Source organism: Paenibacillus sp. UNC451MF (assembly GCF_000686845.1).
Taxonomy (GTDB): domain Bacteria; phylum Bacillota; class Bacilli; order Paenibacillales; family NBRC-103111; genus Paenibacillus_S.
The window spans coordinates 106,645-121,097 of the sequence record NZ_JMLS01000023.1 but is presented as its reverse complement, the minus strand read 5'-3'; the positions used below and the strand labels follow the sequence as shown (position 1 = coordinate 121,097).

General features: G+C 45.8%; 14 protein-coding genes. 3 read left to right on the top strand and 11 right to left on the bottom strand.

Going from position 1 to position 14,453, the window contains the following annotated elements:
* Positions 1 to 43 precede the first annotated feature (43 nt).
* Both BP97_RS0122700 and trmL read right to left on the bottom strand, forming a co-directional pair.
* The gene (locus BP97_RS0122700; protein WP_028551173.1) at positions 44 to 289 is read right to left on the bottom strand and encodes an AbrB/MazE/SpoVT family DNA-binding domain-containing protein; all 246 of its coding nucleotides are present in this window, start codon (positions 287 to 289) and stop codon (positions 44 to 46) included.
* 130 nt (positions 290 to 419) lie between these two features.
* A complete protein-coding gene (gene trmL, locus BP97_RS0122695; RefSeq protein WP_028551172.1) occupies positions 420 to 884 on the bottom strand; it encodes a tRNA (uridine(34)/cytosine(34)/5-carboxymethylaminomethyluridine(34)-2'-O)-methyltransferase TrmL in 465 nt (154 codons plus the stop codon).
* A 151-nt stretch (positions 885 to 1,035) separates the two neighbouring features.
* Between trmL and BP97_RS0122690 the strand changes: the two genes are divergently transcribed.
* A complete protein-coding gene (locus BP97_RS0122690) occupies positions 1,036 to 1,749 on the top strand; it encodes a response regulator transcription factor (protein WP_028551171.1) in 714 nt (237 codons plus the stop codon).
* 144 nt (positions 1,750 to 1,893) lie between these two features.
* Here the strand turns inward: BP97_RS0122690 and serC are convergent, their stop codons facing one another.
* Complete coding sequence (gene serC, locus BP97_RS0122685; RefSeq protein ID WP_028551170.1) at positions 1,894 to 2,982, bottom strand: 3-phosphoserine/phosphohydroxythreonine transaminase; 1,089 nt, start codon at positions 2,980 to 2,982, stop codon at positions 1,894 to 1,896.
* Between the two features lie 175 nt (positions 2,983 to 3,157).
* On the opposite strand from serC, the gene thpR reads away from it, so the two are divergent.
* The gene (gene thpR / locus BP97_RS0122680; protein ID WP_051620883.1) at positions 3,158 to 3,730 is read left to right on the top strand and encodes an RNA 2',3'-cyclic phosphodiesterase; all 573 of its coding nucleotides are present in this window, start codon (positions 3,158 to 3,160) and stop codon (positions 3,728 to 3,730) included.
* A gap of 93 nt (positions 3,731 to 3,823) precedes the next feature.
* Here the strand turns inward: thpR and BP97_RS0122675 are convergent, their stop codons facing one another.
* Entirely contained in the window at positions 3,824 to 5,065 is a 1,242-nt protein-coding gene (locus tag BP97_RS0122675) for a DUF1501 domain-containing protein (protein ID WP_028551168.1), read from the bottom strand.
* 19 nt (positions 5,066 to 5,084) lie between these two features.
* A complete protein-coding gene (locus BP97_RS0122670) occupies positions 5,085 to 6,401 on the bottom strand; it encodes a DUF1800 domain-containing protein (protein ID WP_036746371.1) in 1,317 nt (438 codons plus the stop codon).
* A 728-nt stretch (positions 6,402 to 7,129) separates the two neighbouring features.
* On the opposite strand from BP97_RS0122670, the gene BP97_RS0122665 reads away from it, so the two are divergent.
* The gene (locus BP97_RS0122665; protein WP_028551166.1) at positions 7,130 to 7,603 is read left to right on the top strand and encodes a GNAT family N-acetyltransferase; all 474 of its coding nucleotides are present in this window, start codon (positions 7,130 to 7,132) and stop codon (positions 7,601 to 7,603) included.
* Positions 7,604 to 7,698: 95 nt separating this feature from the next.
* On the opposite strand, the gene glnA is transcribed toward BP97_RS0122665, so the two are convergent.
* From glnA to BP97_RS0122635, 6 genes are all read right to left on the bottom strand, one after another.
* Positions 7,699 to 9,123 carry a type I glutamate--ammonia ligase gene (gene glnA / locus BP97_RS0122660; RefSeq protein ID WP_028551165.1) on the bottom strand — a complete coding sequence of 475 codons (1,425 nt, stop codon included), beginning with the start codon at positions 9,121 to 9,123 and terminating at the stop codon, positions 7,699 to 7,701.
* 252 nt (positions 9,124 to 9,375) lie between these two features.
* The gene (gene aroF, locus BP97_RS0122655) at positions 9,376 to 10,419 is read right to left on the bottom strand and encodes a 3-deoxy-7-phosphoheptulonate synthase (protein ID WP_028551164.1); all 1,044 of its coding nucleotides are present in this window, start codon (positions 10,417 to 10,419) and stop codon (positions 9,376 to 9,378) included.
* Positions 10,420 to 10,608: 189 nt separating this feature from the next.
* Positions 10,609 to 11,148 carry a DUF2062 domain-containing protein gene (locus BP97_RS0122650; RefSeq protein WP_028551163.1) on the bottom strand — a complete coding sequence of 180 codons (540 nt, stop codon included), beginning with the start codon at positions 11,146 to 11,148 and terminating at the stop codon, positions 10,609 to 10,611.
* Positions 11,149 to 11,170: 22 nt separating this feature from the next.
* A complete protein-coding gene (locus BP97_RS0122645; protein ID WP_028551162.1) occupies positions 11,171 to 12,127 on the bottom strand; it encodes a 4-hydroxy-3-methylbut-2-enyl diphosphate reductase in 957 nt (318 codons plus the stop codon).
* 24 nt (positions 12,128 to 12,151) lie between these two features.
* On the bottom strand, positions 12,152 to 13,681 hold the full coding sequence (locus BP97_RS0122640) for a sensor histidine kinase (protein WP_028551161.1): 1,530 nt from the start codon (positions 13,679 to 13,681) through the stop codon (positions 12,152 to 12,154).
* Position 13,682: 1 nt separating this feature from the next.
* Complete coding sequence (locus tag BP97_RS0122635) at positions 13,683 to 14,375, bottom strand: response regulator transcription factor (protein WP_028551160.1); 693 nt, start codon at positions 14,373 to 14,375, stop codon at positions 13,683 to 13,685.
* Between the last annotated feature and the right edge of the window lie 78 nt (positions 14,376 to 14,453).

Sequence of the window (14,453 nt, the reverse complement as noted above, 5' to 3'; positions counted from 1 at the left end):
AGGAATCCGTGATGCTTTCTGCTTTTTTACTGCTTACATCGTTCTATTTCAGGACGCTCATTTCTCCCAAACATTCAGCGCAAATGTGACGCTCTTTGAACTCGCTAACCTGCTCCATAGAGCTGCAAAAAACACACCGAGGGCGGTATCTCTCCAAAATAATGTGATCTCCGCTAACTAATATTTCAACAGGGTCCCCTTCATTCATCTGATAACGTTTGCGCAGCGATTTCGGAAGTACGATACGGCCCAACTGGTCGACTTTTCTAACTACACCTGCCGGTTTCATCATTAATTCACCTCACTTTCCACAACAAAAAGAACAGTATAACCAAGCCTTAAAACGAACGGAAGCTTGTCTTTATACTATTCGTTGCGTATGTCAAAATTCCTGCCATACCCCCCTTAATTGTTGCAATTTAAGTCAGCCCTGGAAACCCGTTTTGACGCAATGCTTCATATAAAATAATCGCCGCTGAATTGGACAAGTTAAGCGAACGTACCGCATCCGACATCGGCATACGCATCAAAGTCTCCGGGTGCTCCGCCAAAATTTCCGGTGCTAATCCTTTCGTCTCTTTACCGAACACGAGAAAATCTCCGTCCTGAAATGTAAAATCTGTGTAAACGCGACTTGCCTTGGTTGTTGCAAAAAAGAAGCGTCCGTCTTTATATTTATCCTTCACTTCTTGAAATGAATCATGATATTCAAGCTTTACAGAGTGCCAGTAATCTAGTCCCGCACGCTTTAAAGTTCTGTCGTCCGTGTTGAAGCCAAGCGGCCTTACCAGATGCAGCCAAGTTCCCGTCGCTGCACATGTTCTTGATATGTTGCCCGTATTTGCCGGAATTTCCGGTTCCACCAGTACAATATGAAACGCCATAGCCGAATAGTCACCTCGTTTATTCTACTTTACTATTTTATACATAAGCTTTGAAATTTAACATTCGTTTTACCTATTCTTAATATGCGGATGATAGAAGCTTGCAATAATATAACTATCAAATGCTAACATACAAAAGGAGATTCGAAGGATGAAGAAGAAAATTCTTGTTGTTGACGACGAACCTTCCATTTCGATGCTTATAGAGTTTAACCTGAAGCTGGTAGGCTTCGAGGTGCACTGCGTATATGACGGCGAAGCGGTATTTCAAGCCATTCAACATTTTCGACCTGATGTGATCGTACTGGACCTGATGCTGCCCAAAATGGATGGTATTCAAGTGTGCCGCAAACTTCGTGAACAAAACAACCTGGTTCCCATTATTATGCTGACCGCTATGCAGGACTTATCCGATAAAATAGCTGGTCTGGATAATGGAGCCGACGACTACATGACCAAGCCGTTTAGCCCTCAGGAATTGATTTCTCGAATCCAAGCTATTCTGCGCCGACTGCAGACACTTCCATCCTCCGTCGACAATGCTCCTTTGGCTGTAGGTCAAATTGAGATTCAAGCCGACCAGCGGGAGGTTACCATTCGCGGGCAAGCTATTGAGCTTACACCCAAAGAGTTCGATTTGCTGCTGTTCCTCTGCAAGCACCGCGGGAAAGTATTAAGCCGGCAGCAGCTGCTGCACGGCGTGTGGGATTATCACTTTCTTGGCGATACACGGATCGTTGATGTGCATATCAGTCATCTGAGAGATAAAATTGAGCACAATGCGCGAAATCCTGAATACATTGTCACTATTCGGAATGTCGGCTACAAGCTGACCGAACCGGCAATGAAGGAATCCCTTGCATAACCCGATTTTATTCGTTAAAAATGAGTGCCGCCTTACTCAGGTAGCGGTGCTCATTTTTTATTGTCCTGCGCCTGTCTGCATCTCCGATCCGAGTCACAAAAAAAGACAGTCCCCCTTGTGCAGTAAGGACTGCCGCTTCATTTATTACCCGTTGCGTTTTTGGAAATCGATCATATAGTCTGCCAACGCTTTGCAAGCCTCGTAAGGTACTGCGTTATAAGCGGAAGCACGAATACCGCCTACGCTGCGGTGACCCGCCAAGCCAACGAAGTTGTGCTGCTCGGACTCTTTCACAAATTTCTTCTCCAGCTCTTCGCTCGGAAGACGGAAGGTGATGTTCATGATTGAACGGCTATCCGTGTCGATGTTGCCGCTGTAGAAGCCGCCACTTGCATCAATGACGTCGTACACTAGCTTGCTTTTCTCGATGTTGTTTTTCTCCATTGCTGCAACGCCGCCATTGTTCTTAACCCATTTCAGCACCAGGTTCACCATATAGATGGAGTGTACCGGAGGTGTGTTGTACAGGGAGCTGTTCTTAGCATGCGTTGTATAGCGAAGCATGAAAGGAATGTGCTTCGGTTCTTCAGCCAGCAGATCGTCGCGAATTACCGCTACGGTTACACCTGATGGACCGAGGTTTTTTTGTGCACCCGCATAGATCATAGCGAATTTGCTCGCATCGATCGGACGGCTCAAAATTCCGCTTGTCATATCTCCGATCAATGGAATGTCGCCTGTTTCCGGAATGAACGAGAACTGGGAGCCTTCGATTGTATTGTTCGTAGTCATGTGGACATACGCTGAGTTCGGATCAATGTGGATATCCGCTGCTTTTGGCAGGCTTCTCCATTTACCTTCTTTGTTGGATGCTGCGATGACGGCTTCTCCTACTACTTTGCCTTCTTCGTAGGCTTTTTCGGAGAAACTACCAGTGATAATGTAGCTGCCCACTTTACCCGGCTTCAGGAAGTTCATTGGGATAGTGGCAAACTGAGTGCTTGCTCCGCCGCCCATGAACAATGCTTTATATCCAGATTCAATTCCCAAAAGCTCAAGCAGCAAAGCTTGCGTTTCCGCATTGATAGCTTCATACTCTTTACTGCGATGGGAAATTTCCATCAAGGACATGCCAATTCCGTTATAATCTACAAATTGCTCTTGAGCTTGCTGTAATACTTCCAACGGAAGCGCCGCAGGACCCGGGTTAAAATTATACGCTCGTTTTGTCATGGTTTCACACCTTCACCTTGTTATTAACATCAGCATCTTTTGATTTGATATAGGTATGATAGCAAAGTTTGTCCCTATCCATCAAGTAGTTATGTGTATTCTTCACATCATTGATACATATTTCACATACAGCCGGATAACTTAATTTAGAAGAAAAAATGAAAGGAGCCTGATGATGAATAAGGATCGACTATTTATTGCTATTCCTATAATGACTGAACAGCGCTCCATACTGCAAATCAAGATGGAAGAGCTCCAGTCTTTGCATCCCTTTAAAAAATGGGTGCATCCCGAGGATTTGCATATTACCTTATGCTTTTTAGGAGATACCGACCCAGACACCGCGGAAAAAGTAAAAGACACCTTATTGGAGCTCACAGCGTCCATACAAACGTTCAGATTGGATTTAGGAGAGCTGGGTACCTTCGGTAAGCCTAATGCTCCCAAAATCTTGTGGGTGGGCGTGCACGGCGAGATGGAGCCACTACGGCACCTGCAAGCTCTAATCGAGCAAGCGATGGAGCCCCTCGGCTTTAAAGCAGAGAATCGGACCTATAGACCCCATATTACCATTGCGAAGAAATATGTGGGCGAAGCCGACTTCTCAGAAGCTTTGCTCCTGACTGCCGAACAATCGGCCCAGAGACCTGCTCGCTGGACAGTACAACAGATTGTATTGTACCGTACGCATATGGATTCTCAGCCCATGTATGAGATCATAGGGAGCTTTCCGCTTGGCGGGCGTTAGCAGCTTGAGGTGCAATGACGCCTGCTGAAAAAAAAGATTCATTCTCTTAAGAAAATGAATCGGATCAGAAATCTATATATTATTGATAAAAATTTAAATAAAGGCCAAATTTTCGTAGCTTCCTTGCAGCACGCTTGCAGTATCGCCCTTCAACCAATTATTCACCAATGTATAATAAACGGAGCGGAAATCGACCTCATACTTTAAGTCTCCGTTGTCTAAATTCGTGAGACTCGGCATGACGCCGTACATTCCGCCTTTCACCTTGCCGCCAAGCACAAGCACTGGTGCGGCCGTTCCATGGTCTGTTCCGCCGTTGCCGTTCTCCTTCACTCTTCGTCCGAACTCAGAGAAGGCCATAGTGACGACACGGTCTTGCAAGCCCTGTGCTTCTAAGTCCTTGTAGAACGTTCCTACCGCTTCGTCCAACTGCTTCAACAGCTTTGCATGCTGATCCTTCTCCTGGGCATGATCGTCAAAGCCGCCTAGCTCCAAATAGAAAACACGGGTTCCCGATTTGCCTGACAACAGCTTCGAGACCAATTGGAGATCGCGAGCAATATTCGATTTCGGGTACTCCAGCTTATTTTGGTAACCGGTCGTCAAGCCGTGAATCGCATCGACACTTTGGTACGCATCAGCCCCCCGTTGGCAGGTTATCTTGATTTGTGTTCCCTGCCTATTGGGATCGTACATATCCATGAAGGCTTTGGCCAAGCGGTTCTGTTCAGCCTTCGGCGTTTTGGGATCAAACATATTGTAGGTTTCTACCGTTTGAATAACCGGGACGTTGATGGTGTCGGAATGAAACGCTTTGTTGGCATTGTTCCCGATCTGAAGCGCTTTGAGCGGGTTCGCCGACTGGGCTAACGATGATTCTACATACCGTGCCAGCCAACCGGATCGAATATATTTCTCCGGCTCTGCAGTTTGCCATATTTCCATGGAACGAAAATGAGAATGATCCGGCTTCGGATATCCCACACCTTGAATGATGGCTAGCTTGCCGTTCTTGTATAGTTCATTCATGTGAGCCAGACTTGGATGCAAACCAACTTCATTGTTAATGGCCAGCACTTCTTTTTCCGTAATTTTAAGCGTTGGACGAGCATCAAAATAGCCTCCCATACCATAAGGAATGAGAGTATTGATCCCGTCATTGCCGCCGGACAACTGGATGACGACAAGGACAGGCGACTCTACATTCTGTTGATCATCATCGGAGGTACTGCTAAGCGGAGATCCATCCTGAGCAAAAATCATCGGACCTCCCAGTCCGAGAGTAGCCAGCAGCGCCGTGCCTTTTAACAAAAAATCCCTTCTTGTCAGCTTCATTCTCCTTCTCACTCCCCTCTTATTTCATCTGCGCTTCGGGACTCAGCATGATAAGCTGCAGCAGCCCTTTCATTCCCGCGGCTTTTTGCGTAGAATGGACGAACGTCTCGTCAGCATATTTGGCAAGCACCTGACTTGTTTGCTCCCCAAGATACCATACCCCTGCATTCTGCGCATATTGGCTTACCCAATCCTCCGCTGCTGCTGTTGATTCGAGCTTATAATCCTTACTTGTCAATAAGGTATTGTTAATTCGTTTCGCCACTGATTCAGCGAATTGATAACGTGCCAAAAGACTTGTGGTCATCAGCCAGGCCGTACCGCCTCTCCACCCCGCCACATCCGGTGGCAAATAAAGCTCTTGTCCCATTTTCCTTGATGCTTGCGCGAAGCCTTTGGACATGGGGATCCGAAACGCTCTCAGAATGCCTACGACGTATTCTACAGGTGTCTTAATCAAGCTTACCAGGTGCTCAGCATTATAAAATGCATCCGATAGAAACAGCCTAGATAGCACTTCACCTACATTCTTGGTGTTGGCAAAGTCAGATGCCACCTGATTAACCCACTCCTCAGAAGGTTCGTCTGTTGCAAAGAACTTAAGCAGCTTCGTAGCCATAAAATGAGATAGAGCATCCTGCTTGAACAGCACATCGACTGTGCTGCTCTCGTCGAAATCTCCCTTTTCCCCCAGAATCGTCTTACTGCCGTTATCGTGCTGTCCTTTATTAAACTTCAATTCGTCCAGCTTTTTATTGTACGACCAACCGGTAAAGGCTCGCGCCGCTTCCTTAATGTCCTGCTCCGTATAGTTGCCAATCCCCAGCGTGAACAGTTCCATCACTTCGCGGGCATAGTTCTCGTTGGGCTTACCCTTCTTGTTATTGTTGGAATCGAGATAGAGCATCATCGCCGGATCTTTACCAACCTCCAACACCAGATCATGAAAACTACCCATCGCATACTTTCGAAAAAGCTCATTTTGCCGAATCATGAGAGGAATTTCCTTCACCTTTTGGTAAGAGGTTGCAAAATGACCGTGCCAGAACAACGTCATTTTTTCAATCAACGGGGCCTCCGAGGTGACCATACGATGAAGCCAATAGGTTTGCTGGTCGCCGATCGAATCGACCTTTAATTCTTTGCCGTCCGCCTTAATTTGCTCCAATGGCAGCAGTTCGCTCGCTGCTCCTGTTAACGATTCGCCTGCTATCAATCGCCGGACCGTCTCCTCCTTGCCCATATCCATGCAAGCGCTAACACTACTTTTATCTACATAGAACCCTGTACGGTTCAGCAGATGTACAATTTCCTTCTCCGTCCAAGCTGCTCCCATCCATTGCACCACCCATCCTAACTAGGTTTCATTGCTTCCATTATAATGAAGAAATATTACAAAACGGTGACGAGTACACAAAAATGAATTAAGCCGTCAAAAAATCGCCGGACGGTTCTCTTTGGCTTAAACCCAATCGCTAGTGCATAAGGAGGGATGGGTGTAGGATTCCGCGGCCGCTGTTGAAGTGCGTGCTCCTTGAATTATAGTTTATAGCGGTTGGAAAACGAACTTCAAGGCGGACGCTATCGCTTATCCACCCCATACCCATTCCCTCTTTTGTTTTACTTGCAGCTTTCTTCTTAAAACAAAAAGACCGCTTAGTAAGCGGTCTCAGATTGACGAGAAACCCATAAACTTGAAATATTGCTAGTATACTCCGGTGGGGTATGCCCCTCCAGCCGCTGTTGTTCTTGGGAAATTTTCAATTTATTCGCTTAACAGCGGGGATTTCCCAAGAACAAAGGCGGACGCTTTCGCTCTTCCGAGGCATACCCCACCTACCCATATAGCAAATTTCTCGGAGAAATAGGTTTCTCTACAAACACTGACCGCTTAGTAAACGGTCTGATCTTTTATATATTAAGTTCTGAACTTGCATAAGGAGTCCGAAAATTCAACTATACCTAATCCAACATCATAACAATCAGTTCAGGATAAGTCTATTATTTTTTCTAAATTTATGAAATAATTTCCAATGCATTATAAAAAAGGAGGCTAATTTAGCTATGGATCATGTTAACGTACAGGTTGTCGAGTTAAATGAAGACATCATTCCAGAGGCAAGTCGGCTAATAGGTCAACACAAGAACCTAGACTGCTCAAATGAACTGCAGCTTTCGGAATGCAAAGAGACGCTGATGCGGCTTCTCCGGTATCCGCATGCCTTCTGCTTATTGGCCCGCATCGAAGATGAATATGCCGGATTTTTAACCTATAATTGGGGCTTCTCTACATCGAGGGCGTTGCCTATCATGCGAATTCAAGATGTGTATACCGCCCCTCGCTACCGGCGAAGGGGAGCAGCGCATCAGCTGCTTCTCCATGCCCGTGCGATAGCTGAGAAGGAAGGTGCTAATCGGATGCAGCTGGAAACCGATCTTAATAACGCAGCAGCGCGACCTTTATATGAAAAGTTAGGCTTTCTCTGGATGGAGCAAAAGATAGTCTACATGTACCCTATGAACGGTTGGCGCTCCTAAGGAGAGAGTAAGCTGAAACTTCCTGCACAGCAAGAAGGAGAAACAGCCCACCGGAAACCGGAGGGCTGTTCTCTATATGAAAGATAAATAAGTTCTTACAGATCGAAGTACAGGGAGTATTCATGCGGATGAATACGGATTGCAACTGCTTTAGCTTCGCTGCGTTTCAAGCCGATGTAGTTATCGATGAAATCTTTAGTGAATACGCCGCCTTCAGTCAAGAACTCATAGTCAGCTTCCAAAGCGTTAAGAGCTTCATCCAATGTACCAGGTACACTGCGGATTTCGCCTTTTTCTGCATCGGACAGGTCATAGATGTTTTTATCCAATGGACCGTATCCAAGAGCACGAGGATCGATTTTTTTCTTGATTCCGTCCAAACCAGCCATCAGCATAGCTGCGAATGCCAAGTAAGGGTTAGCTGTGGAGTCCGGAGTACGGAACTCGATACGGCAGCCTTTTGGAGTTACTGCAGCAACCGGGATACGAACAGCCGCGGAACGATTACCTTTGGAGAATACCAGGTTAACTGGTGCTTCATAACCAGGAACCAGACGTTTAAACGAGTTCGTGGATGGGTTCGTCAAAGCAATCAAAGCCGGTGCGTGGTACAAGATACCGCCGATGTAATGCAAAGCCATTTCGGACAGGTTAGCATAGCCGCCTTTTTCATAGAAAAGAGGAGTATCGCCATCAAAAATGGATTGGTGAACGTGCATTCCGCTACCGTTATCGCCAAACAATGGTTTAGGCATGAAAGTTGCTACTTTACCATATTGTCTAGCTGTGTTTTGTACAATATATTTGTATTTCATCAAGTTATCAGCTGTAGTAGTCAATGTATCAAAACGGAAGTTGATTTCACCTTGTCCTGCAGTTGCAACTTCATGGTGATGACGCTCGATGCGAAGACCAGCTTCCATCAACAGACGACACATTTCGCTGCGGATATCTTGTTGAGTATCTGTAGGACCTACTGGAACGTATCCGCCTTTGTGGCCGACTTTAAATCCAAGGTTACCGCCTTCTTCTTTACGGTTGGAGTTCCAATGAGCTTCTTCTGAATCTACAAAGTAAGATGATTCGTTTTGTCCGCTTTGGAAACGAACTTCGTCAAAGATGAAAAATTCGGATTCTGGAGCAAAGAATGCTGTTGTACCTACTCCAGCAGATTGCAAGTACTCTTCCGCTTTTTGAGCGATGCTGCGCGGGTCACGATCATAGCGCTCGCCTTCTGGAGTGTGGATGTTACACATTACGATCAATGTAGGATGAGCTGTGAAAGGATCTACATATACGGTCTCGGTATCAGGAAGCATAACCATGTCAGACTCTTCAATACCTTTAAATCCTGGGATGGAAGATCCGTCGAATGCTACCCCGTTCTCAAATGTAGCTTCGTCAACTTCATTAGCTGGCAAGGAAATATGGTGAGCTCTACCGGAAAGATCCACAAAACGAAAATCTACCCACTCGATGCCTTTTTCTTTAAGGATGTTTAATACGTTTTGAACTGACATGAATAGCCAACCTCCTAATTTCCGAACATTCTTCTTGGTTTGTTCGTACATTGTTCAAGTTTTTTGTTTATCATGGTGTTATTATAAAACTTTTCATGAATGATCGTCAATACTTATGTAAGGTATTTTTTGTGGATGTGTGAGGTATTCTTACACATCCATATGGTTTCGTTCATAATTTCGACAAAAATAGACTTGATCCCCCTTGAAGCAAGGAATCAAGCCTTGTTAATTGTTAACATCTCTGTTAGATTAAACAGTTATTTCTTCTTTTTTCGTATCAAATCGTTTGCCGCAGAGCGGAGCAAGCTTTTCTAAATCGATCATTAGCTTGGCAAATTGATCCGGGAATAACGACTGTACGCCGTCTCCTGTCATCGAATTGTCCGGATCTGTGTGCATTTCTACTATTAAACCATTAGCACCGGCAGCAACGGAGGCCTTACTCATTGGCTCTACCAGCTCTCTTCGGCCTGTTCCATGGCTCGGATCAGAGATAACCGGCAAATGACTTAAGGATTGGAGTACAGGGATGGCAGCCAAATCCAACGTATTTCTCGTGTAAGGTTCGAATGTTCGGATTCCGCGTTCACAGAGCATGACATTTGGATTACCTCCGGCCAAAATGTATTCCGCCGCATTCAGAAATTCATCGTACGTGGAGCTAAACCCTCTTTTCAATAAAACCGGTGTCTGGATCGTTCCGAGCTTGCGCAGCAGATCGAAGTTTTGCATATTCCGTGTACCCACCTGTAGTATATCCGCGTATTGAGCACATACATCTACGTATTCAGGTGTCATAACCTCAGTAATCGTCAGAAGTCCGTGTTTTTTGCCCGCTTCGGCCATCATTACCAAGCCTTCTACGCCAACGCCTTGGAAACTGTAAGGACCCGTTCTAGGTTTGAATGCCCCGCCGCGCAGCACTTGGGCACCTGCCGCTTTGACAAGACGCGCAATCTCATCAATCTGCTCAGGAGATTCAACTGCGCATGGACCTCCCATAATAACGAGCTGTTCTCCGCCGATCTCGATATCCTTGATTTTAATGACCGTATCATTCGGATGGAAATCGCGGCTCGCCAATTTATATGATTTTGAAATTTTGACCACCTGCTCTACACCGGATAACTGACGCAGTTGTTCAGCAAGCATCGGATCTGCTTTGCCGATAATGCCTATGACCGTCCGATCCACCCCTCTGGATACATGAGCTTGAACTTCATGCTTTTCGATGTGGTGAACAATTTCTTGAATACGTTCTTCCGACACTTTATTAGAAATAATAACGATCATAACGACAACACTCCTATTTATATAATGTTAGAAATCGTGGATAAGTGACTCCATGAACTAATACTTACAAATACAATAGACAATCCACTGACTCACTTCAACGCTTATACGCTTTTAAGCTTTTAATCACTAAAGTAACTATACAACGAGAAAAGCTCCTCGTCAAGTAGAGGAACTTATAATTTCCTCTTAATGAGTTGACTCAGAGCTTATCATTAATTGAGCTTTTCTTTGTTTACGTCTTTCTTTCCTTCTGGAATCGTACAATTCAAGTCCCCACCGTATTGGGTAATATACAATAAGGCCCAAAATGATACCCACCACTACACCGCCGATAAACAGCTTCAGATTGGACCGAATAAATGTATCCATCCAATCTGGCAGATGATCAGCCAGAAACTGTCTGGTGCCGCGCGGCAATAGGAGACCGCCGATTTTCATGTGAAAGTACGTCATCGGGATATAAATAACCTTCCCGAATACAAAACCGATTAAAGCCGCAGCCATGCTGCCGCGAAACAAATAAACCAACGGGAAGATTAAGAAAAATGCCAATCCAACGGTAGGCAGCGTAAACATCTCTATCGCTAAGCCAACGGAGAAACCGGCGGCTACCATACCCGGTCCTCCCTTGGCCCGAGTCAGCAGCAAGTACTTTAATTTAAACCAACGTTTAATATTTCGGAAGTGAAAAGGTTTTTTGCTACTTGCCTTCTTCTTCAGCTGCATTTCCCTTCATCCTAACGTTATGTTATTCAATACTAGCCTTTTGCTTCACCGATGGAATCAATTTGCTCATATTAATCGTTCGCTTGATCTCCCAGGATGATTCATTTTGTGGATCAAGCTGTTCCAAATAATTTATGACTTCTTTAGTAATTGGTGTCGGCGTAGACGCACCGGAAGTAACGGCAACGCGTCTTACAGGCTCCAGCCATTCGCGCTTGATCTCCGTAATATCCCCAATACGGTACGCTTTAACTCCTGCAATTTCTTCTGATACCTGAGCCAGACGATTCGAATTGTTGCTCCGCGGGTCACCGACCACAAGCACCAGATCAGCATCCATCGCCTGCTCAGCCACCGCTTCCTGACGAATCTGTGTAGCCAAGCATATTTCATTATGAATTTCGGCCTTTGGAAATTTCTCCAGCAATCCGTTCATAATATGCTTGATGTCCCATTGGCTCATTGTCGTCTGATTAGTGATGATGATTTTAGATGAAGCATCGACTTGCAATCGATCGATTTCATCAAGCCTTTCGATCAAGTGAACCTGATGAGGTGCGACACCAATGGCTCCTTCAGGCTCAGGATGGCCTTTCTTACCTATATAAATAATATGATATCCTTCAGCTGTTTTTTCCTTGATCAGGTCGTGCGTCTTGGTCACATCCGGACAAGTCGCGTCAACAACGGTAAGTCCCTTCTCTCTTGCAAGCTGGCGAACCTCAGGAGAAACGCCGTGAGCTGTAAAAATAACAGTGCCCGTCTCTACCTGCTGCAGTATTTCAAGCCGGTTCGGACCGTCCAAAGTTACAACGCCTTCTTTATCAAAATAATCCGTCACATGGGAATTATGCACGATCATGCCTAAAATATAAATCGGTCTCGGCAGATTCAGATTTTTTGCCGTTTGCATGGCTAATGCCATGGCATCTACAACTCCGTAACAGTAGCCTCTCGGAGAGATTTTGATTACATCCATCCCTGCACCTGCCTCTCTAGTTCATTATACCTGATTCCCCGCGTCTAGGGAATGCCTGTGCTCGAATGTTGTCGATACCCGAACCAAGGGCAGCCAAATGATAAATGTACTCCCCTCCCCTTTACGGGTGGTGACCTCTATAGAGCCTTGATGTTCGTCTATGATCCACTTGGCAATGGATAGTCCGAGACCAGTACCCGCGGTTTGACCTCTTGAAGGGTCTGCTCTGTAGAAACGTTCAAAAATTAACGGTACCTCTTCTTTATCCATACCTATGCCCGTATCTTCGATCCGGATGCCTATCTGCTCATTCATGATTTGAGCATCCAGTCGGACGGCTCCGCTCTCGGTATATTTAAAAGCATTTTCCACAAAAATGAAGATCAGCTGCTGCAGGTAATCTTTATTCCCGTTAACGTGAACTCCTTCAAGCGCGGTTAAATCACCGGCTACCCAATCCACAGCTCGCGGAAGCATCTGAGCCTTCCGAATGACCTGCTCAACAACAGGCTTTAATTCAATGTCCGACTTTTCCATTACAAAGCCTGCATCGGCACGAGCGAGAGCCAGAAGATCATTCACCAAACGAGTCATTCTTTCGGACTCACCGGCGATGTCATGCATGGCTTCAAGCGAAAGCTCAAGCTGTTGTCTTTCTTCAACTGTTCCATTGGCTGCAGTACGTTTCCACATCTTCTCAAGCAAATCGACATTGCCACGAATGGTCGTCAGCGGTGTGCGCAGCTCGTGGGAAGCATCGGATACGAAGCGGCGCTGTTTCCTGTAAGCTTCCTCCAGATCGGAATAAGTTGTCTGAAGCCGTCCCAGCATACCGTTGATCGTATTCGTCAAGCGCCCGATCTCATCCTCCGGTCCATCATAGTTGATCCGGTTCCCCAAATCGGCACCCTTCTCAATCTGATTCGCCGCGTCGATAACTTGATCGATAGGCCTTAACGCTTTACGTGCCATAAACCAGCCTACGGAAGCGGCCAGAAGGATCGTTACAGCAGATGCAAAAATTAAAATTATCCTTAGAAGTGAAAACAATTTCTCGAAGTCCGCAGTGTATACGGCCGCCTGAAACACCCCAGCAAGCTGCTGCTGACCGTTCTTCAAAGCGGGGATCGGAAGACTGTACACCATGAAATCCATGTTTTCGATTTTCACTTTTTGAAACAGCTTCCCATCTTCCACTAAAACCTGCCGCTGTTTTTCCGTCAGATCCGGCAATGACATGTTAAGTTCCTTCAGATTCGCCGACTGATCGGATTTTCCGTTTAAATAGTTGTTCAGTTGGTAAAACGTCGTCGAATTTTTAAGTAGTTCGCGACCTTGAGGCATAAAGAAGTCCCAACTGACACCGCCGCCCAAAGTAACCACCATTCGAGGCTGAATACGCGTGTAAACATCCTCCGTCTGATTGATCAAGTTATCTTTATACGAAGTATAGTTATTATAGTAGAGCAATCCGTACAAGCCAAAGCCGAACAACAGCACGGTGACCGACAAGATGCCCGTATACCATAAAGTCAGACGAAGACGTATGCTCACGTCATCCCTCTCCTCTCAGTACATATCCGGCGCCGCGAACGGTTTGTATCATCCGCTTATGCCCATGCTCCTCCGTTTTTTGTCGTAGCAGAGCAATGTAGACCTCAAGCACGTTGGACTCGCCGCTGTAATCGTAACCCCATATTTTTTCCATTATCAGATCTCGCGAGAGCACCCGCTTCGGATTTTGCATAAATAGATGCAAAAGCTCAAATTCTTTGGTCGTCAATTCAACCAATTGACCGCCGCGAAATACTTCTCGCGTGTCCAGATCCATGAACACATCTTGATACTGCAGCCGATTCGTCGCCTGCTCCGATTTATCAGCTGTCTTTCTGCGCAGCAGCACACGAATTCTCGCAAGAAGCTCCTCCAACGCAAAAGGCTTGACCAAATAATCATCAGCCCCGCTATCCAAACCCTTCACCCGATCTGCGATCTCATCCTTGGCCGTCAGCATGAGTACAGGAACCGTCGCTCCACCCTCTCGTATACGTCTTACAACCTCCCACCCGTCCAGCTGTGGCATCATAACATCCAAAATCACGGCATCCGGGTCGTGCTCTAATATTTGCTTTAACCCATCCATACCATGATTAGCTGTGAATACGGTATAACCTTCAAATGCCAGAGACCGTCTAAGCATGGATGTAATTTTCTCGTCGTCATCTATTACCAATATTTTTTCTCTCATCTGAGCACCACCTTCATTCTATTGTAACAAAATACATGTTCCGGATACAAAAAGAAGCAGAGCAACAGACTAGGCTTC

Excerpts from the sequence above, each read along its gene's own strand:
- BP97_RS0122700 (WP_028551173.1), bottom strand. The coding sequence starts at position 289 with ATGAAACCGGCAGGTGTAGTTAGAAAAGTCGACCAGTTGGGCCGTATC.
- trmL (WP_028551172.1), bottom strand. The coding sequence starts at position 884 with ATGGCGTTTCATATTGTACTGGTGGAACCGGAAATTCCGGCAAATACG.
- BP97_RS0122690 (WP_028551171.1), top strand. The coding sequence starts at position 1,036 with ATGAAGAAGAAAATTCTTGTTGTTGACGACGAACCTTCCATTTCGATG.
- serC (WP_028551170.1), bottom strand. The coding sequence starts at position 2,982 with ATGACAAAACGAGCGTATAATTTTAACCCGGGTCCTGCGGCGCTTCCG.
- thpR (WP_051620883.1), top strand. The coding sequence starts at position 3,158 with ATGAATAAGGATCGACTATTTATTGCTATTCCTATAATGACTGAACAG.
- BP97_RS0122675 (WP_028551168.1), bottom strand. The coding sequence starts at position 5,065 with ATGAAGCTGACAAGAAGGGATTTTTTGTTAAAAGGCACGGCGCTGCTG.
- BP97_RS0122670 (WP_036746371.1), bottom strand. The coding sequence starts at position 6,401 with ATGGGAGCAGCTTGGACGGAGAAGGAAATTGTACATCTGCTGAACCGT.
- BP97_RS0122665 (WP_028551166.1), top strand. The coding sequence starts at position 7,130 with ATGGATCATGTTAACGTACAGGTTGTCGAGTTAAATGAAGACATCATT.
- glnA (WP_028551165.1), bottom strand. The coding sequence starts at position 9,123 with ATGTCAGTTCAAAACGTATTAAACATCCTTAAAGAAAAAGGCATCGAG.
- aroF (WP_028551164.1), bottom strand. The coding sequence starts at position 10,419 with ATGATCGTTATTATTTCTAATAAAGTGTCGGAAGAACGTATTCAAGAA.
- BP97_RS0122650 (WP_028551163.1), bottom strand. The coding sequence starts at position 11,148 with ATGCAGCTGAAGAAGAAGGCAAGTAGCAAAAAACCTTTTCACTTCCGA.
- BP97_RS0122645 (WP_028551162.1), bottom strand. The coding sequence starts at position 12,127 with ATGGATGTAATCAAAATCTCTCCGAGAGGCTACTGTTACGGAGTTGTA.
- BP97_RS0122635 (WP_028551160.1), bottom strand. The coding sequence starts at position 14,375 with ATGAGAGAAAAAATATTGGTAATAGATGACGACGAGAAAATTACATCC.